The sequence below is a fragment of the Kitasatospora sp. NEAU-CNBT7 genome (genome assembly GCF_057220535.1).
Map to the genome: position 1 here is coordinate 171,571 of NZ_JBXQQB010000014.1, position 17,380 is coordinate 188,950.

The following is a 17,380-nucleotide window of genomic DNA, read 5'->3' on the forward strand; positions in this document are numbered from 1 at the left end:
TAGTCTGACCATATGATCGGTCGGTGCACCGTGACCTCATCGATGACGTGCCCGTTCTGTGGGCAGATGCCCCGGGTCCGCTGACCGCAGCCCTGATCTTCGGCTGCGGCGCCCGGGACGAGACTTTCCGAACCCTTGGTGTGACCCACCTGGTCGAGCACCTCGCCATGGGCACCCTGCCGCGGCTGCACCACGAGCACAACGCCCAGGTCGACCTGGAACTCACCCAGTTCACCGCCACCGGCCGCCCGGACCAGATCGTCGCCTTCCTGGACCGGGTCTGCCGAGCCCTCGCCGACCTCCCGGTCGACCGGGCCGACCGGGAGAGCGGCGTGCTCGCCGCCGAGGACGGCTGCGCGGCCCACCCGACCGCCGGCGCGCTGCTCACCCACCGCTACGGCATCCAGGGACTCGGCCTCGCCCCCTTCAACGGCCCGGGCCCGGACCGGATCCCGCTGGACGCCGTCCGGGACTGCGCGGCCCGCTACTTCCACGCCGGCAACGCCGTCCTCACCCTCACCGGCCCGCCGCCGCCGGGCCTGCGGCTGCCACTGCCCGCCGGCGACCGCCCCGACCGCAGCGGCACCCAGCCGGTCCTGGTGACGGCCTCCTCCTGGCAGGAGGACACCGTGCCGGGACCGGGCCTCGGCGTGCACGGCGACCTCGCCGACCCGGGCCTGCAACTCGCCATGGCCGTCCTCCAGGAGCGGCTGCGCGAAGTCGCCCGGAGCCAGCGCGGACTGTCCTACGACGTCTCCAGCGAGCGCGCGCTCGCCGGACCGGGCAGCGGCGACCGGATGGTCCACCTCGACGCCCGCGACGGCGAGGAGCAGCAGGTCGCCGAACTGCTCTGGCAGCAGGCCTTGCTGCTGGCCGCCGAAGGCCCGTCCGCCGAGGAGGTGGCGGAGGAGGCCGAGGGGACCCGCGAGTTCTTCCTCGACCCCCGGACGGTGGCACTGGAGCTGGAGTTCGCCGCCAACGCCGAACTGCTCGGCTGGAGCTACCGCAGTGTCGCGGACCGGCTCGACCTGCTCGACAAGGTGACCCCCGAGCAGGTCCGGGAGGCCTTCGCCCGGGCCATGGACAGCGCCCTGCTGGTGGTGCCGATCGGGACCAGGCCCGCTGCCCGGCGCGCCGACGGCACCGAGCTGCCCGAGGGCGGCTGCGCCGGGACCGCCGAACTCCCCGAGGGCGGACAGACGTTCAGGGCTCCGCTGCGCGACCGGCTGACCGACGCGGGGGCCCGCAGGGCCCGGCTGGTGGTGACCGGTGAGGGGCTCTGGACGCGGATGCCGTCCGGGGGCGTTCACCACATCGCCTTCGCCGACGTGGTCGGCGTGGAGGTGCACACCCCCGGCCGGGTGGTCTTCGGCCGCAACCACTGCGTGATCCCGGTGATGCCCGAGCTGTTCGCCGGGATCGGCCCGGCGCTGACCGCCGTCGACGAGGCCGTTCCGGCGGAACTGCGCTACCCGGCCTCCGCCTTCAAGAACGCCGACTGAGCCGGCCGCCGACCCGCCCCGGCCGCGCCCGCCCCGGCCGGACATCCGCCCGTCCCCGTATCCGGAGAGAACGACCCGTGCCGACCTACGCCCTGATCACCCGTGCCACCGAGGAGCAGGTGCTGACCGCGCTGCGCCCGTCGAAGCTGGGCGGCTACCTGCTGCCGGACGGCGAACGCGGCACCGGCGTGCTCTTCGACCCGCTCAGGCCCCGGTTCGGCAAGATCTCTTCCCGCCGGCTGGTCGGTCCGGCCTGGAACCTCGCCTGGGAGCTGAAGCAGCCGGTCTGGCTGCTGCGGGACAACGAGTGGGGGACCTGCGTGACGCTGGTGCTGGGCAACGGGGACACCGAGGAACTCGGCTGGAGCGCGGACTGGACGCCGCCCGCCGATCCGGCCGAGAACGCCGCTCAGCGTGAATCCTGGGACCGCTACTGCGCCCGTCTGGCCGACCGCGCCGGGCTGCCGGACGCGGGCGCCGCGCTGGCCGCGATCCGCAACGACCCGGCCCCCGACGGGAGCCGGACCTCCGGAGCCGAGCTGCTCGGCCGGCTCTGCGCCCTGGTCGGCGTCTCGGACGCGGTGGTTCGCCAGTCCCTCTACGAGCAGGCCGGGCCGCGGGGCCGGGAGGCGCGCCGGTTCGAGGCCCGCGGCCGCTGAGCCGGGCCGGCCCTACTCGCCCTCCCGAAGCACCAGGCTGACCAACTCCTGCTGGGAGTCGGTCAGTTTGGGGTCGGCGCAGTACACCGTCCGGCCGTCCACGGTGATCTCGTAGTGGAAGCCGTCGGGCACGCCGTACGAGGGCGCGCGCAGGCCGCCGGCCACCGCCTCGCGCGCGAGGGCGTGGACGTGCGGTGCGTCGCGGCGCTCGCTGGTGTCCAGCTCCGCACGCTGGACGCGACCGGCGAGGCCGCCGGTCCGGGTCACCTGGATACGCATGGTCGTCAGTTTGCTACGGAGTGGGGCGTTTTGCCGAGTGTTTTCACAGACTCCGCGTGGGGCCGGCCGGCTCCCGTCCGGCCCGCGGGCGCAGGGTCCGGTGGTCAGCCGGTGGCGCTGATGCCGACCTGCGACCAGGCGGCGGTCACCGTGTCGGCGGCGGTCCGGTCGTAGCGGGCCAGTGCGGCGGCGGCCGTGGCGCGGGCGAAGTCGGTGAAGCCGGCGTCGTGGGCGAGGTGCCCGCCCGTGACGGTGTCGTACCAGACCTGGCCGGCCCGCTCCCAGGCCGGCCCGCCGAGCGCGGTGGCCAGCAGGTAGAAGGCGTGGTTGGGGATGCCGGAGTTGATGTGCACCCCGCCGTTGTCGTCGGCGGTGTCCACGTAGCCGTCCATGTGGGCGGGCTGCGGGTCCTTGCCGAGGCGCTCGTCGTCGTACGTGGTGCCCGGGTCCTTCATCGAGCGCAGCGCGACCCCGTGCACGCCCGGGGCGAGCAGTCCGGCGCCGATCAGCCAGTCGGCCTGGTCGCTGCTCTGGCCGAGGGCGTACTGCTTGACCAGGGAGCCGAAGACGTCGGAGAGCGACTCGTTGAGCGCGCCGCTCTGGCCCTGGTAGTCCAGCCCGGCGGTGTACTGGGTGACGCCGTGGGCGAGTTCGTGGCCGATCACGTCGAGGCAGCTGGTGAAGTCGACGAAGATCTCGCCGTCGCCGTCCCCGAAGACCATCCGGCTGCCGTCCCAGAACGCGTTGTCGTAGTCCACCCCGTAGTGCACGGTGGCGTCCAGCGGCAGCCAGGCGCCGTCGATCGAGTGCCGGCCGTAGACCTGCTCGAACAGCTCGAAGGTGGCGCCGAGTCCGTCGTAGGCGCGGTTGACGGTGGCGTCCCCGGTGGCCGGGCCGCCCTCGGCGCGGACGGTGCGGCCGGGCAGCCGGCGGCCGTGCCGGGCGTCGCCGATGGTGCGGGTGAGGTGGTGGGCCGGGGGCGGCGGGGGCAGGGCGGTGGCCAGCCGGCTCTCGCGGTGCAGGGTGTCCAGGGCGAGGGAGGTGCGGGCGGCCTCGTGGCCCTGCTCGGCGAGCCGGTCGAGGACGAAGGGCGGCACGATCGTGCAGCGGCGCGCGGCAGCAGTCATGTAGCCAAGAGTGACGCATCCATGACTTCTTGTCACCACCGCGCGCAGTGACCGGGCGTCTCAAGGGGTGGAATCGTGGTGCGGTTCACTTCGTGCGCCCCGGGAGCTGGGTTACGCTGGGCTGCATCATGCGTTACGGGCTGCTTCTTCTTAGCTGCCGCGGCGAGGGCCTCTAGATCCAGAGAAGGCCGGCTCCCTCGCCGCGGGGACTGTGCTGTGCCCTTGCATCCGTCAGTGATGCTGTTCGATGCGGCTCAGCAGTCGGCCCGGTCGGGTGTCCACCGCCCCGACCCAGCCCGCAATCGACTTCGGAAGCCGAGAGTCCTCCATGACCGAGCAGTCCGCCATCGCCCGTGCCTTCAACGACCGCCCCACCCCGGTGACCGCGGCCACCGTGCTGCAGCAGCCGTCCGGGATGCCGTTCCACCGCTACATGCCGTTCGGCTCCGTCGACCTGCCGGACCGCACCTGGCCGGGCAAGGTCATCACCCAGGCGCCGCGCTGGCTGTCCACCGACCTGCGGGACGGCAACCAGGCGCTGATCGACCCCATGTCGCCGGCCCGCAAGCGCAAGATGTTCGACCTGCTGGTGAAGCTGGGCTACAAGGAGATCGAGGTCGGGTTCCCGTCCTCCGGCGCCACCGACTTCGACTTCGTCCGCTCGATCATCGAGGAGGGGGCGATCCCCGAGGACGTCACCATCTCGGTGCTGACCCAGGCCCGCGAGGACCTGATCGAGCGCACCGTGGAGTCCCTGGTCGGCGCCCACCGGGCCACCGTCCACCTGTACAACGCGACGTCGCCGCTGTTCCGCCGGGTGGTCTTCAAGGGCTCCAAGGACGACATCCGCCAGATCGCGGTGGACGGCACCCGGCTGGTGATGGAGTACGGCGAGAAGCTGCTGGGCGAGGAGACCGTCTTCGGGTACGAGTACTCGCCGGAGATCTTCATCGACACCGAGCTGGACTTCGCGCTGGAGGTCTGCGAGTCGGTGATGGACGTCTGGCAGCCGGGCGAGGGCCGCGAGATCATCCTGAACCTGCCGACGACGGTGGAGCGTTCCACCCCGAACGTCTACGCCGACAAGATCGAGTGGATGTCGCGGAACCTGTCCCGCCGCGAGTTCGTCGCGCTGTCCGCGCACCCGCACAACGACCGCGGCACCGGCGTCGCCTCCGCCGAACTGGCCATCATGGCGGGCGCCGACCGGGTCGAGGGCTGCCTGTTCGGCCAGGGCGAGCGCACCGGCAACCTGGACCTGGTCAACGTCGGGATGAACCTGTTCTCCCAGGGCGTCGACCCGATGATCGACTTCTCCGACATCGACGAGATCCGCCGCACCTACGAGTACTGCAACCAGATGGCCGTCCCCGAGCGCCACCCGTACGCCGGCGACCTGGTCTACACGTCCTTCTCCGGCTCCCACCAGGACGCCATCAAGAAGGGCTTCGACGCCCTGGAGGCGGACGCGAAGGCGGCCGGCGTGCCGGTCTCCGAGTACACCTGGGGCGTGCCCTACCTGCCGATCGACCCGAAGGACGTCGGCCGCAGCTACGAGGCGGTCATCCGGGTCAACAGCCAGTCCGGCAAGGGCGGCATCGCCTACGTGCTGAAGAACGACCACAAGCTGGACCTGCCGCGCCGGATGCAGATCGAGTTCTCCCGGATCATCCAGGCCAAGACCGACGCCGAGGGCGGCGAGGTCACCCCGGCCGCGATCTGGTCGGTCTTCCAGGACGAGTACCTGCCGACCCCGGACAACGCCTGGGGCCGGATCTCGCTGAGCGGTTCGCGGAGCCTGACCACCGAGGACGGCCGGGACGCGCTGACCACCGAGGCCGTGGTGGACGGCGCCCCGGTCACCCTGACCGGTACCGGCAACGGCCCGGTCTCCGCCTTCGGCGACGCGCTGGCCCGGATCGGCGTCGACGTACGGGTGCTGGACTACGCCGAGCACGCGCTGAGCGAGGGCGGCGACGCCCAGGCGGCCGCCTACGTCGAGTGCGCGGTCGACGGCAAGGTGCTGTGGGGCGTCGGGATCGACTCCAACACCGTGCTGGCCTCGCTGAAGGCCATGGTGAGCGCCGTCAACCGGTCGCAGCGCGGGTAGTTCGTAGCACCGCCGACCGGCGGCCGTGACGCGTGCCACACTCCTCGCGGGTGTGGCACGCGTCACAGATTTATCCACCGGCACCCGTTCGGGGTGCTGACACGTGCCGGTAACCGTGGCAACATCGACGCACCGGAAGCCGGGTCGGTGGGACGTCCCGACGGCCGGTCGCGTGACCTGCCCACTGATGCGCAGGCCGCCTGCCATGTCTGGGGAGTGGCACCGTGACAGGGTTGTGGGGTGTCCGCCCTCGCTGGCGGACGGACGTTCTCGGTGAGTTCTTCTGCCCCGGCTGCGGCGGGGACCGCAACTACCGCCGGCAGCACGGCCGGCGGTGGCTGCGGCTGCTCGGCAGCCCGGTGCTGCCGCTCGGCCCGGTGATCGGCTGCGTGCAGTGCACCTCCTGCCACGGCCGGTACGGCACCGAGACGCTGGACCAGCTCACCTGCGTCCGGCTGGCGGCGATGCTGCGGGACGCCCAGTACACCGTCGCGCTGGCCACCCTCGCGGCCGGCGGCACCGCCAGCCGGGCGGGCCGGGAGGCCGCCTGCGCGGTGGTCCGCGAGGCCGGCTTCGAGGACAGCGGCGAGGCCCAGGTGCTGGCCGCACTGGCGGCGCTCTCCGGCCACAGCGGCGGCGAACCGCTGGACGTGGACGGCGTGGGCAGCGGCCTGGCCGTCGAACTGCACGCCGCCCTGGAGCCGCTCGCCCCGCACCTGGCCCAGCAGGGCCGCGAACGCCTGCTGCTGCAGGGCGCCTGGATCGCGCTGGCCGACGGCCGCTACCTCCCCGAGGAGCGGGCCGCGCTGGCGGTGGTCGGCCGATGCCTGAAGCTCTCCGAGTCCCAGGTCGGCGAACTGCTGGCGGCCGCCACCCGCGCCCCGCACTGAGCCACCGCTCCGGCCCCGTGGCACCGCTGTGGCCACGGAAGGCGCTCCGCACCCGCAGCGCCGCCCCAGGACCGGGCCCGACCCCCTTCCGGGCCCGCCGCGCCCCGCACCGCCACGGGCGATCCCCCCACCGCCCCGGGTGCGGGCGCACGGCTGCCCGCCCGCCGGATGGCCCGAGGAGCCCCGGCGCTGCGGGACAATGGTGGGATGTCCACACTGTCCGACCGTCCCGGCCGGGGACCAGCATGAGCCTGTTCCGCGACGACGGCGTGGTGCTGCGCACCCAGAAGCTCGGCGAGGCCGACCGGATCATCACCCTGCTCACCCGCCAGCACGGCAAGGTGCGCGCGGTCGCCCGCGGCATCCGCAAGACCAAGTCGAAGTTCGGCGCCCGGCTGGAGCCGTTCTCCCACGTCGACGTGCAGTTCTTCAGCCGGGGCAGCGACCTGGTCGGCCGTACCCTGCCGCTGTGCACCCAGGTCGAGACGATCGCGCCGTACGGCGGCCCGATCGTCGCCGACTACACCCGCTACACGGCCGGCACCGCGATGCTGGAGACCGCGGAGCGGTTCGCCGAGAACGAGGGCGAGCCCGCCGTCCAGCAGTACCTGCTGCTGGTCGGCGGCCTGCGCACGCTGGCCGCCGGGCAGCACCAGCCGCACCTGGTGATGGACGCCTTCCTGCTGCGCTCGCTCGCCGTCAACGGCTACGGCGCCAGCTTCACCGACTGCGCCAAGTGCGGGCTGCCCGGCCCCAACCGGTTCTTCTCGCTGCAGGCCGGCGGTGTGCTGTGCACGGACTGCCGCGTCCCCGGAAGTGCCGTACCCTCCCCTGAGACACTGGTACTGCTCGGGGCGCTGCTGTCGGGGGACTGGCAGACGGCGGACGGCTGCGAACCCCGGTACTGGCGTGAGGGCAGCGGGCTGGTGGCCGCCTATCTGCAGTGGCACCTGGAGCGGGGCATCCGCTCGATGAGATACGTGGAGAAGTGAGCATGGTCGCGCGACGGCTGTTCGGCAGCAAGCAGCGGGAGTACCGGACCCCGGACCCGCACCCGAGCGGCGCCCGGCCGCCGAAGATCCCCGGCGAGCTGGTGCCCAACCACGTCGCCTGCGTGATGGACGGCAACGGCCGCTGGGCCAAGGAGCGCGGCCTGCCGCGCACCGAGGGCCACAAGGTCGGCGAGGCGGTCGTGCTGGACGTGCTCAAGGGCTGCCTGGAGATGGGGGTCAAGAACCTCTCGCTGTACGCCTTCTCCACCGAGAACTGGAAGCGCTCCCCGGACGAGGTGAAGTTCCTGATGAACTTCAACCGGGACGTGATCCGCCGCCGCCGCGACGAGATGGACGAGCTGGGCATCCGGATCCGCTGGGCCGGCCGGATGCCGAAGATGTGGAAGAGCGTCGTCCAGGAGCTCCAGGTCGCCCAGGAGCAGACCAAGGACAACGACGCGATGACCATGTACTTCTGCGTCAACTACGGCGGCCGGGCCGAGATCGCCGACGCCGCGCAGGCCATCGCCCGGGACGTCGCCGCGGGCAGGCTGGACCCGAAGAAGGTCAACGAGAAGACCTTCGCCAAGTACCTGTACTACCCGGACATGCCGGACGTCGACCTCTTCCTGCGTCCCTCCGGCGAGCAGCGCACCTCCAACTTCCTGGCCTGGCAGTCCGCCTACGCCGAGCTGGTGTTCCAGGACGTGCTCTGGCCGGACTTCGACCGCCGCGACCTGTGGCGCGCCTGCGAGCAGTTCGCCCGGCGCGACCGCCGCTTCGGCGGTGCGATCCCGAACGCGGTCGAGGACGGCTCGCCCGAGCTGCCGGCCCAGCGCTGAGCGGTGGCGTACGCGTGGGGCCCGGGTTCCTCGGAACCCGGGCCCCACGCGCGTACCCGCCGGTTCAGGCCTTCTTGGCGCACTCCGCGCAGGTGCCGAAGATCTCCAGGGTGTGCGCGATGTCGCTGAAACCGTGCTCCGCGGCGACCGCGTTGGCCCAGCGCTCCACGGCGGGCCCCTCCACCTCGACCGTGGCGCCGCAGCTGCGGCAGACCAGGTGGTGGTGGTGCCCGCTGCTGCACCGGCGGTAGACCGCCTCGCCGTCGGCGGTGCGCAGCACGTCCACCTCGCCGGCGTCGGCCAGCGACTGCAGGGTCCGGTAGACCGTGGTCAGCCCCACCGAGTCACCCCGGTGCTTGAGCATGTCGTGCAGCTCCTGCGCGCTGCGGAAGTCCTCGATCTCGTCCAGGACCGCCGAGACGGCGGCTCGCTGCCGAGTCGATCGCGCGCGCGGCGACGGGCCTGCGGTGGTCACCGTGAGTCCTCCTGGTGGTCGGGTGCTGTCGCACCTCATTGTGCCAGCCCGGAACTGGGCAGCGGGGCGTCCGTACGACGCCCGTCCTGCTGTCCGGGCAGCGCCACGTCGCACACCGCGGGGCCGTCCGCCGGCCGGGCCCGGTGCCGCCGCCGGGCGAGCGGCGCGGCCAGCGCGCTGAAGACCGCGAACGCGGCGATCGCCAGCAGCACGATGGCCGGTCCTGACGGCACGTCGGCCTGGTACGAGCCGGCCACCCCGAGCAGCGCGACGCCGGTCCCGAGGCCGATCGCGGCCGCCTGGGTGGCCGCGAAGGACCGGGTGAGCTGCTGGGCGGCGGCCACCGGCACCACCATCAGCGCGCTGACCAGCAGCAGACCGACCACCCGCATCGCCACCGTGACGGTGACCGCGGCGGTGACCGCGAGCAGCAGGTTCAGCAGCCGCACCGGGATGCCGGTCACCCGGGCGAACTCCTCGTCCTGGCAGACCGCGAACAGCTGCCGGCGCAGGCCCAGGGTGATCGCGACGACCACCGCGGCCAGCGCGCCGATCACCACCAGGTCGTCCGCCGAGACGGTCAGGATGGAGCCCCACAGGTAGCTCTCCAGGCTGCTGCTGCCGGCCTGCGGGCTCAGGCTGACCAGCAGCTTCCCGCAGGCCATGCCGCCGTAGAAGAGCATCGCCAGGGCGATGTCGCCGCGCTGGTTGCCGCGCGAGCGGACCAGCTCCATGACGATCGCGCCGAGCACGCAGACCAGCACCGCCATCCAGACCGGGCTGGTCTGGAACACGAAGCCGAGGCCGACACCGGTGAGCGCGACGTGCCCGATGCCGTCGCCCATCAGCGCCTGCCGGCGCTGCACCAGGTAGATGCCGACGGCGGGGGCGGTCACCCCGACCAGGACGGCGGCGATCAGCGCCCGCTGCATGAAGTCGTACTGCAGCATCTCGGTCATGACAGCAGCCCCTGGGTGCTCCGGTGGTGGTCGTCGGCGTGCGGGTGGACGTGGTCGTGGCCGGGCAGCGCGTGCTGGCCGACCCCGCGCGGCGGCGGGCCGTCGTGGGCCACGCAGCCGTCCCGGAGCACCACGGCGCGGTCGATCAGCGGCTCCAGCGGCCCGAGTTCGTGCAGCACCAGCAGGACGGCGGCGCCGCGCGCCACCTCGCTGCGCAGGGTGTCGGCGAGCACCTGCTGGCTGTCCAGGTCCACCCCGGCCATCGGCTCGTCCATGATCAGCAGATCCGGGGTGCCGACCAGCGCGCGGGCGATCAGCACCCGCTGGTGCTGGCCGCCGGAGAGCCCGGCGACGCCGTCCGAGGCCCGCTCCAGCATGCCGACGGCGGTCAGCGCCCGGTCGACCGCGGCGCGGTCGCGGCGGCGGAACGGCAGCAGCCGGTGCTGCGGCAGGCGGCCGGTGGAGACCACCTCGCGGACGGTGGCGGGCACGCCGCCGGCCGCGGTGGTGCGCTGCGGCACGTACCCGATCCGGTGCCAGGCCCGGAACCGGCCGAGCGGGGTGCCGAACAGCTCCAGGCTGCCGCGCTGCAGCGGGACGGCGCCGATCACGGACTTGACGGTGGTGGACTTGCCGGAGCCGTTGGCGCCGAGCAGGGCGACCACCTCGCCGGGCCGCACGGTCAGGTCGATGCCGCGCAGGACCGGCCGCCCGCCCAGCGCGGCGGTGGCGTCGAGCAGCCGGACGGCCGGGGGCGGGTCCGCCTCGGTGGCGGCGCGGCCGGGTGCGGCGGCGGGGTCGGGTGCGGCGGGGCCGGCCGCCTGCGGGATGGCGGTGCTCATGGTCGGTGTCCCCCTCAGCCGGTGGCGCCGAGCGCGGTCCGGAGGTTGGCGAGATTGTGCTGCATGACCGAGAAGTAGTCCTCGGTGGCCGGGTCCTTGACGCCCTCCAGCGGGTCGAGCACGTCGGTCCGCAGGCCGAGGTCCTTGGCGACGGTCTCGGCGAGGCGCGGGTCGACCAGGGTCTCGAAGAAGATCGTGGTGACGCCGTGGGAGCGGGCCGCCTGCTGGATCTCGGTGAGCCGGGCCGGGGTGGGCTCGGCCTCCGGGTCGACGCCGTTGATCGCGACCTGCTCGAGGCCGTAGTGGTCGGCGAGGTAGCCGAACGCGGCGTGGCTGGTGACGAAGGTCTTGGTCGGGACGTCCTTCAGGCCGTCGCGGAACGCGGTGTCCAGGGCGGTCAGCCGGTCGAGCAGCCGGTCGGTGGCGGTGCGGTAGTCCTCGGCGTGGGCCGGGTCCGCGGCGGCGAGTTCGCTGCCGACGCTGCGGGCGACCGCCGCGTAGCGGGTGGGGTCGAGCCAGATGTGCGGGTCGCCGGCGGGGCCGCTGTGCTCGTGGCCGGCGTGCTCGCCGCCGGGCTCCTCGGTGCCCTCGTCCAGGTGGTGGTCGACCAGCGGCGAGACGGCCGTCGCGTCGACCACGTGCGCGGCGTGGGTGCCCTTCACGGCCTGGTCGACGCTGGGCTGCAGGCCCTTGAGGTAGACCACCACGTCCGCGCTCTGCACCGCGCCGACCTGACGGGCCTTGAGCTCCAGGTCGTGCGGCTCGACCCCGGCGGGGGTGAGGCCGGTGACCTTCACATGGCTGCCGCCGATCTGCTCGGCGAGGTAGGCCATCGGGTAGAACGACGCCACCACCTTCAGCCGGCCGTCGCCGTCGGCGGCGCTGGAGCTGCCACCGCACGCGGTGAGCAGCAGGGCGCCGACGGCTGCGCTCGCGGCGAGGGCTATGGAGGAACGTCGGATCATCATGACAACCATTCTCATCTTGAATGGAAATGATTGTCAACTCACTCGAATGGCTGATTGTGCAGCAAGGATGTACGGGCGCGCCCCGGCGGTGGCCGGAACGCGCCCGGCGCGCGGTCAAACCGTGTGACGGCGGGGCCCGCGCTCCCGGTAACCTGGGGCATTCGGGTGCGTGCAACCAGCCGCGCCTTGACCGTGCCGTCGTACTGAAGAGAGCACTGTGGCCGCCGACAAGATCGACACCATCGTCAGCCTGAGCAAGCGCCGAGGCTTCGTCTACCCCTGCAGCGAGATCTACGGAGGTACGCGCGCCGCCTGGGACTACGGCCCACTGGGTGTCGAGCTCAAGGAGAACATCAAGCGCCAGTGGTGGCGTTCGATGGTCCACGCTCGGGAGGACGTCGTCGGCCTCGACTCCTCGGTGATCCTGGCCCGCGAGGTCTGGGAGGCCTCCGGCCACGTGGCGACGTTCAACGACCCGCTGACCGAGTGCCTCTCCTGTCACAAGCGCTTCCGCGCCGACCACCTGGAAGAGGCGTACGAGGCCAAGCACAACCGGCTGCCCGCCAACGGCCTCGCCGACATCAACTGCCCGAACTGCGGCAACAAGGGCGCCTTCACGGAGCCCAAGGAGTTCTCGGGCATGCTGAAGACGCACCTCGGCGTCACCGAGGACGCGAGCGGCCTGGCCTACCTGCGCCCGGAGACCGCGCAGGGCATCTTCACCAACTTCAGCGCCGTCCAGACCACCTCGCGCCGCAAGCCGCCGTTCGGCATCGCCCAGACCGGCAAGAGCTTCCGCAACGAGATCACCCCCGGCAACTTCATCTTCCGCACCCGCGAGTTCGAGCAGATGGAGATGGAGTTCTTCGTCAAGCCGGGCGAGGACGACCAGTGGCACGAGTACTGGCTCCAGCAGCGCTGGGACTGGTACGTCGACCTCGGCCTGCGGACCGAGAACATGCGCTTCTTCGAGCACCCGAAGGAGAAGCTCTCCCACTACGCCAAGCGCACCGTGGACATCGAGTACCGCTTCAACTTCGGCGGCACCGAGTTCTCCGAGCTGGAGGGCATCGCCAACCGCACCGACTACGACCTCTCGGTGCACAGCGAGCACTCCGGCAAGGACCTCCGCTACTTCGACCAGGAGTCCGGCGAGCGGTACTTCCCGTACGTCATCGAGCCGGCCGCCGGCCTCAACCGCGCGATGCTGGCCTTCCTGCTCGACGCCTACTTCGAGGACGAGGCGCCCAACGCCAAGGGCGTCATGGAGAAGCGCGTCGGCATGCGGCTCGACCCGCGCCTGGCCCCGGTCAAGGTCGCGGTGCTCCCGCTGTCGCGCAACGCCGACCTGTCCCCGAAGGCCCGCGGCCTGGCCGCCGACCTGCGCACCGCGTGGAACGTCGAGTTCGACGACGCCGGCGCGATCGGCAAGCGCTACCGCCGCCAGGACGAGATCGGCACGCCGTTCTGCGTCACCGTCGACTTCGACACCCTCGAGGACAACGCGGTCACCATCCGCGAGCGCGACACCATGGCCCAGGAGCGCGTCTCCCTGGACCAGGTGAAGTCCTACCTCGGTGCCCGCCTGATCGGCTGCTGACCCGGGACGTCCCCGACGGCCCCCACCGCCTCGTGCGGTGGGGGCCGTCGCGCTGCGTGCTGCGGGCTGCGGGCTGCGGGCGCCCGGTGCGCGCCCGGCCGCCGGGGCCACCGGCAGTCGGGGCCGGCGGCGGTCGGGGTCAGCGGCCGCGGGAGCGGCGGCGGCCCTGGCCGCGGTCGGCCGGCTCGGTCGGCAGACCGGCCGTGCGCAGCGCCGCCAGCGCGGTCCTGGCCCGGCTCTCGTCCAGCCGGGCGACCGCTGCGAGCAGGGCCCCGTACAGCTCGGGGTGCGGGGTGAGGGCGCGGCCGAACTCGCCGAGGCCGGTCGCCGAACGCAGTGCGACCACCTCGCCGACCAGCGCCACCGCGAGCGGGCCGGCCAGCTCCGGCGCCAGCTCCGCGATCTCCGCCACCGGCCGCCCGGCCGCCTGGTGGAGCAGCGTCCGGGCGTCCCCGGCGCGGCCGGCGGCGTGCAACTGCTCGGCCAGCCTGGCGAGCGCGACGGTCGGGGCCGAGCCCCACTCCCACAGCAGGGTCTGGCCGTCGGCGCTCTGCCCGGCCTGCTCCAGCGCGGCCAGCAGCTCCGGCAGTTCGGTGGCGGGCGCCGCGCGCAGCAGGTGGAACAGCTCGGCCGCCTCCTCGGCCAGCCCGGCCTCGCGCAGCCCGGCCAGGGTGTGCACGGCGTGCGCCGCCGGGCCGCCGGCCGTCGCCCGCGCCAGGAACCCGGCCGCCCCGGCCGGTCCGCCGGTGCGCAGCCGGACCGCGAGCCGGACCACGTCCGCCGGGGCCAGCGCCAGCGCGGCCCGGGTGGCGAGCGCCGCGGACTCGGTGCCCGAGCCCCGGCGGTGCAGGTCGGAGATCAGCCCGGCGAGTGCCACCAGCTCCTCGGCGCGGCGGGCCCGCGGGCCCTCGGCCGTCCCGGCGCCGGTCGCGGGCTGCGGGCGGGACTCCGCCTCGGGTTCGGGCTGCGGCCGGGACACCGGCCGGGACGGCGGCTGCGGCTTCGGCTCGGGCCGGACGCCGCTGAACCGGGCGCCGCGGATGGGCGCCGTCGCGGTCGGCGGCAGCACCGGCTGCGCGGCGGTGCCCGCCGCGTCGGCCGCCGGGGCGGCGGCGCCCGCGAACCTGGCCCCGGTGGGGCGGCGCGGCGGCGCCGCCGGACGGCCGCGTTCCTCCAGCAGCCGCAGCCGGTCGTGCTGTTCCCGGCACCGCTCGCTGAGCCCCTCCCGCAGCCGCCGGGCCTGGCCGAGCTGCCGCAGCAGGTCGTCCGGTGGTTCGGACGGCGGCTGCGCCGAGGCCCGCACGGCCTCGGCCAGCCGCCGCTCGCGCAGCGCCGCGTACTGCCGGGCGCGCAGCAGCTCGTCGAGCTCGGCCCGTAACGCCTCGACCTCGGCTGCCGGACCCAGCTCCTGGACTGTCATCGTGTCGGACCCGCCCTCTCCGCCCGAGGACTCCTGCCCCGCCCCGGGCCGTACCTGGCAGCCATCCTGGCGCGCCGATACGGCAGGCATGTTACGGGAGCGAGTCGGTGCTCTTACGGCTGGAAGAGGATCAACTGCCGTGCAGGGGGCGGCTGCTGGGGTTTCCGCAGGCCGGCGGGGGTCAGGCCGCGAGCCGGGCCCTGGCCTCCATCAGGGCGAAGCCGAGCAGGTTGAGTCCGCGCCACCGGTCCGGCGCGGTGGCCCGCTCGTCGTCCGCCGCCAGCCCGATGCCCCACAGCCGGTCCAGCGGACTGGCCTCCACCAGGACCCGGCCGCCGGTGCCCAGCAGATAGCCGCGCAGTTCCTCGCTGGAGCCGAACTTGGCGACGTTGCCCCGGACCACCAGCTCGAACCGCTCGGCGGCCCAGCGCTCGTCGTGGAAGCCGCGGACCTGCCGGCCCAGCTTCTTCGCCTCGCCCGGTGTCCGGGCGGCCAGGATCCTGGGCACGATCTCCTCGTCCCCGAACAGCCGCGCCTTGCCGGCCATCATCCAGTGCTCGGCCGTCGGGTAGCCCACCCCGTCGACGGTGAACCGCGCGGGCCACCACTGGCTCAGCGCACCGGCGCCGATCCGCCCGTCCCGCTCCGGCCGGTGGCCCCAGAACAGCAGGTACTTCGGCCGGGCGCCCGCCTCGACCAGCGCGGCGAGCTCCTCCCGCGTCCTGGCGTCGACCGGGGAGAGCGGCGGGGTGGGACCGGCGGGCCCGGCGGGGGAGTCGTGGGCGGCGGGGGAGGCCGGGCCGGCGGGGGGAACACTCGTCATACCGCCATCGTGTCATCCGCCACCGACGGCGGTCCCGCACTTTTCCCGGCACCCCGCAGGTCACCGCGGGTACCCGGGCCCGGCTCCGACCCGCGACCCCGCGACCCCGGGCCCCCGCAACCCCGGCCCCCGGCCGCGCCGGGCTCAGGCCACCGAGCGCGGCAGCCGGACGCTCAGCAGCGCGATCACCACCGAGCCGGCCAGCTGCACGGTGAGCACGACCGCGAGGGCGCGGGCCATCCCCAGCGCGGGGACCAGCCCCAGGAAGAGGGTGCCCACCGCCGCCACCCCGAGCGCCAGGCTGGACTGCTGGGTGGTCGCCAGCACCCCGCTGCCCACCCCCGCCTGCTCGGCGGGCACCTGCGAGAGCACCACCCGGAACAGCGGCATCCCGATCAGCCCCTGGCCGATCCCGGCCAGCGCGATCCCCGGCAGCATCCGCGGCACGGACAGCTGCGCCGGGTCGGCCAGCGCGACGGCGGCCAGCGCCGCCAGCCCGGTGCCCTGGACCGCGGCGCCGACCGTGATCACCCGGCTGCCGAACCGGCCGACCAGCCGTGGCCCGGCCAGCGAGGCGCCGAAGTAGCCGACCGCCATCGGGACCAGCGCCCGGCCGGCCGCCACCGGGTCCTGGTGCAGCCCCTGCTGGAGCAGGATCGCGATGACGAACATGAACCCGCCGAACCCGGTGAAGTACGGCAGTGCGATCCCCAGCCCGCGCCGCATCTCGGGGATCCGGACCAGCGACAGCGGGACCAGCGGCACCCGTCCGGCGGCCTCGGTCCGCCGCTCGACCACCAGGAACGCGGCGGCCAGGAACGGGAACGCGGCCAGCAGCAACCAGGTCCACAGCGGCCAGCCGACCGCCCGGCCCTCCATCAGCGGCACGAACAGCGCCAGCAGCGCGGCCGTCAGCAGCGCGGTGCCGGGCAGGTCCGGCCCGGCCGCCCGCGGCGAACGGGTCTGCGGCACCCAGCGCACCGCGAACACCGCGGTGGCCAGCGCGAACGGCACGTTGAGCAGGAACACCGCGCGCCAGCCGGTCCCGAACAGGTCGGCGGAGACCAGCAGGCCGCCCAGCACCTGGCCGATCACCACCGAGATCCCGCCGACCGCGCCGTAGATCCCGAGCGCCCGGGCCCGCCGGGCGCCCTCGGTGGCGGCGGTGATGGTGGCCAGGACCTGCGGGATCAGCAGGGCGGCCGAGGCCCCTTGGGCCACCCGGGCGGCCACCAGGGTCCAGGCCGTCGGGGCGAGGCCGCAGGCCAGCGAGGTGACCGCGAACGCGGCGGCGCCGGCCACGAACAGCCGGCGGCGGCCGACCGCGTCGCCGAGCCGCCCGCCGAGCACCAGCAGCACCGCGAAGGCGATGCCGTAGCCGGCGGCCACCAGCTCCAGCACCGCGGGGCCGGCGGCGAGGTCGTGGTCGATGGTGGGGAGGGCGACGTTGACGATGAAGAAGTCGAGCATCGGGAGGAACGCGCCGAGCAGCACGGTGGTGAGCCCGGCCCGTCCGAGCCCGGGGACGGCCGGGCGGGGGACGTGCGGGAGGGTCTGCGGCAAGGTCAGTTGCTGAGTCACGGGTCCTACGATCCGCCCACTCGGAACCTGGTACCAGACAGTGTTTATCCAGGTATCAGAAGTACCTGGCACCCGGCACACCGAGCGGGCATGCTGAGCGTATGAGCAGTCACACCACCTCGGCCGCCCCCGCCCCCGCCGCGGCCCGCCGCCACGAGCTGGCCGCCTTCCTGCGCAGCCGCCGGGAGCGGATCTCGCCCGAGCAGGTCGGGCTGCCCGGGCTCGGCCGCCGCCGCACCCCCGGGCTGCGCCGCGAGGAGGTGGCGCAGCTCGCCGCGGTCGGGGTGACCTGGTACACGTGGCTCGAACCG

Annotated in this window: 16 protein-coding genes and 1 pseudogene; 8 read left to right on the forward strand and 9 right to left on the reverse strand. The window is 73.7% G+C overall.

Annotated elements, in window-relative coordinates; all coding sequences use genetic code 11:
• The first annotated feature begins 23 nt into the window (after window positions 1–23).
• Both AC2TEW_RS20090 and AC2TEW_RS20095 read left to right on the forward strand, forming a co-directional pair.
• Window positions 24–1,502 (forward strand): peptidase M16 family protein, encoded by a 1,479-nt coding sequence (locus tag AC2TEW_RS20090; RefSeq protein ID WP_484624720.1) that lies wholly within the window; start codon window positions 24–26, stop codon window positions 1,500–1,502.
• A 77-nt stretch (window positions 1,503–1,579) separates the two neighbouring features.
• Window positions 1,580–2,161 carry a hypothetical protein gene (locus AC2TEW_RS20095; protein ID WP_484624721.1) on the forward strand — a complete coding sequence of 194 codons (582 nt, stop codon included), beginning with the start codon at window positions 1,580–1,582 and terminating at the stop codon, window positions 2,159–2,161.
• 12 nt (window positions 2,162–2,173) lie between these two features.
• On the opposite strand, the gene AC2TEW_RS20100 is transcribed toward AC2TEW_RS20095, so the two are convergent.
• Window positions 2,174–2,440, reverse strand: a complete 267-nt coding sequence (locus tag AC2TEW_RS20100) for a protealysin inhibitor emfourin (RefSeq protein ID WP_033821089.1) — start codon at window positions 2,438–2,440, stop codon at window positions 2,174–2,176.
• Between the two features lie 104 nt (window positions 2,441–2,544).
• Window positions 2,545–3,567, reverse strand: a complete 1,023-nt coding sequence (locus AC2TEW_RS20105; RefSeq protein ID WP_484624722.1) for a M4 family metallopeptidase — start codon at window positions 3,565–3,567, stop codon at window positions 2,545–2,547.
• A gap of 328 nt (window positions 3,568–3,895) precedes the next feature.
• Here AC2TEW_RS20105 and leuA point away from each other — a divergent pair, with 328 nt between their 5' ends.
• The 4 genes from leuA to AC2TEW_RS20125 all read left to right on the forward strand — a co-directional run bounded on the left by leuA (window position 3,896) and on the right by AC2TEW_RS20125 (window position 8,401).
• Window positions 3,896–5,677: a 2-isopropylmalate synthase gene (gene leuA, locus AC2TEW_RS20110; protein ID WP_484624723.1), complete on the forward strand. Its 1,782-nt coding sequence runs from the start codon at window positions 3,896–3,898 to the stop codon at window positions 5,675–5,677.
• Window positions 5,678–5,901: 224 nt separating this feature from the next.
• Window positions 5,902–6,567 (forward strand): TerB family tellurite resistance protein, encoded by a 666-nt coding sequence (locus tag AC2TEW_RS20115; RefSeq protein ID WP_484624724.1) that lies wholly within the window; start codon window positions 5,902–5,904, stop codon window positions 6,565–6,567.
• Between the two features lie 245 nt (window positions 6,568–6,812).
• Window positions 6,813–7,559, forward strand: coding sequence for a DNA repair protein RecO (gene recO, locus AC2TEW_RS20120; RefSeq protein ID WP_033820803.1), 747 nt, complete (start codon window positions 6,813–6,815; stop codon window positions 7,557–7,559).
• Between the two features lie 2 nt (window positions 7,560–7,561).
• On the forward strand, window positions 7,562–8,401 hold the full coding sequence (locus AC2TEW_RS20125; protein WP_484624725.1) for an isoprenyl transferase: 840 nt from the start codon (window positions 7,562–7,564) through the stop codon (window positions 8,399–8,401).
• 64 nt (window positions 8,402–8,465) lie between these two features.
• Here the strand turns inward: AC2TEW_RS20125 and AC2TEW_RS20130 are convergent, their stop codons facing one another.
• Genes AC2TEW_RS20130 through AC2TEW_RS20145 form a run of 4 tightly spaced genes read right to left on the reverse strand, consistent with a single transcriptional unit; the run spans window position 8,466 to window position 11,645 of the window.
• On the reverse strand, window positions 8,466–8,876 hold the full coding sequence (locus AC2TEW_RS20130) for a Fur family transcriptional regulator (RefSeq protein WP_033820805.1): 411 nt from the start codon (window positions 8,874–8,876) through the stop codon (window positions 8,466–8,468).
• A gap of 35 nt (window positions 8,877–8,911) precedes the next feature.
• Window positions 8,912–9,835, reverse strand: coding sequence for a metal ABC transporter permease (locus AC2TEW_RS20135; RefSeq protein ID WP_033820806.1), 924 nt, complete (start codon window positions 9,833–9,835; stop codon window positions 8,912–8,914).
• A complete protein-coding gene (locus tag AC2TEW_RS20140; RefSeq protein ID WP_484624726.1) occupies window positions 9,832–10,677 on the reverse strand; it encodes a metal ABC transporter ATP-binding protein in 846 nt (281 codons plus the stop codon). The genes AC2TEW_RS20135 and AC2TEW_RS20140 overlap by 4 nt, the downstream gene beginning before the upstream one ends.
• Window positions 10,678–10,691: 14 nt before the next feature.
• Window positions 10,692–11,645 carry a metal ABC transporter substrate-binding protein gene (locus tag AC2TEW_RS20145; protein WP_484624727.1) on the reverse strand — a complete coding sequence of 318 codons (954 nt, stop codon included), beginning with the start codon at window positions 11,643–11,645 and terminating at the stop codon, window positions 10,692–10,694.
• A 217-nt stretch (window positions 11,646–11,862) separates the two neighbouring features.
• Between AC2TEW_RS20145 and AC2TEW_RS20150 the strand changes: the two genes are divergently transcribed.
• Entirely contained in the window at window positions 11,863–13,245 is a 1,383-nt protein-coding gene (locus AC2TEW_RS20150) for a glycine--tRNA ligase (protein ID WP_033820809.1), read from the forward strand.
• Window positions 13,246–13,384: 139 nt separating this feature from the next.
• On the opposite strand, the gene AC2TEW_RS20155 is transcribed toward AC2TEW_RS20150, so the two are convergent.
• The 3 genes from AC2TEW_RS20155 to AC2TEW_RS20165 form a co-directional block, all read right to left on the reverse strand.
• A complete protein-coding gene (locus AC2TEW_RS20155; protein WP_484624728.1) occupies window positions 13,385–14,665 on the reverse strand; it encodes a hypothetical protein in 1,281 nt (426 codons plus the stop codon).
• Between the two features lie 181 nt (window positions 14,666–14,846).
• Window positions 14,847–15,488: a riboflavin biosynthesis intermediates N-glycosidase gene (gene ybiA, locus AC2TEW_RS20160; RefSeq protein WP_484624729.1), complete on the reverse strand. Its 642-nt coding sequence runs from the start codon at window positions 15,486–15,488 to the stop codon at window positions 14,847–14,849.
• Between the two features lie 144 nt (window positions 15,489–15,632).
• Window positions 15,633–17,069 (reverse strand): MFS transporter, encoded by a 1,437-nt coding sequence (locus AC2TEW_RS20165; protein ID WP_484624730.1) that lies wholly within the window; start codon window positions 17,067–17,069, stop codon window positions 15,633–15,635.
• A 65-nt stretch (window positions 17,070–17,134) separates the two neighbouring features.
• Here AC2TEW_RS20165 and AC2TEW_RS20170 point away from each other — a divergent pair.
• Window positions 17,135–17,377, forward strand: a pseudogene (locus AC2TEW_RS20170) (XRE family transcriptional regulator); the annotation flags it as partial.
• Window positions 17,378–17,380: the final 3 nt, after the last annotated feature.

Excerpts from the sequence above, each read along its gene's own strand:
- AC2TEW_RS20140 (WP_484624726.1), bottom strand. The coding sequence starts at position 10,677 with ATGAGCACCGCCATCCCGCAGGCGGCCGGCCCCGCCGCACCCGACCCC.
- leuA (WP_484624723.1), top strand. The coding sequence starts at position 3,896 with ATGACCGAGCAGTCCGCCATCGCCCGTGCCTTCAACGACCGCCCCACC.
- AC2TEW_RS20145 (WP_484624727.1), bottom strand. The coding sequence starts at position 11,645 with ATGATGATCCGACGTTCCTCCATAGCCCTCGCCGCGAGCGCAGCCGTC.
- AC2TEW_RS20135 (WP_033820806.1), bottom strand. The coding sequence starts at position 9,835 with ATGACCGAGATGCTGCAGTACGACTTCATGCAGCGGGCGCTGATCGCC.
- AC2TEW_RS20100 (WP_033821089.1), bottom strand. The coding sequence starts at position 2,440 with ATGCGTATCCAGGTGACCCGGACCGGCGGCCTCGCCGGTCGCGTCCAG.
- AC2TEW_RS20155 (WP_484624728.1), bottom strand. The coding sequence starts at position 14,665 with ATGACAGTCCAGGAGCTGGGTCCGGCAGCCGAGGTCGAGGCGTTACGG.
- AC2TEW_RS20125 (WP_484624725.1), top strand. The coding sequence starts at position 7,562 with ATGGTCGCGCGACGGCTGTTCGGCAGCAAGCAGCGGGAGTACCGGACC.
- recO (WP_033820803.1), top strand. The coding sequence starts at position 6,813 with ATGAGCCTGTTCCGCGACGACGGCGTGGTGCTGCGCACCCAGAAGCTC.
- ybiA (WP_484624729.1), bottom strand. The coding sequence starts at position 15,488 with ATGACGAGTGTTCCCCCCGCCGGCCCGGCCTCCCCCGCCGCCCACGAC.
- AC2TEW_RS20105 (WP_484624722.1), bottom strand. The coding sequence starts at position 3,567 with ATGACTGCTGCCGCGCGCCGCTGCACGATCGTGCCGCCCTTCGTCCTC.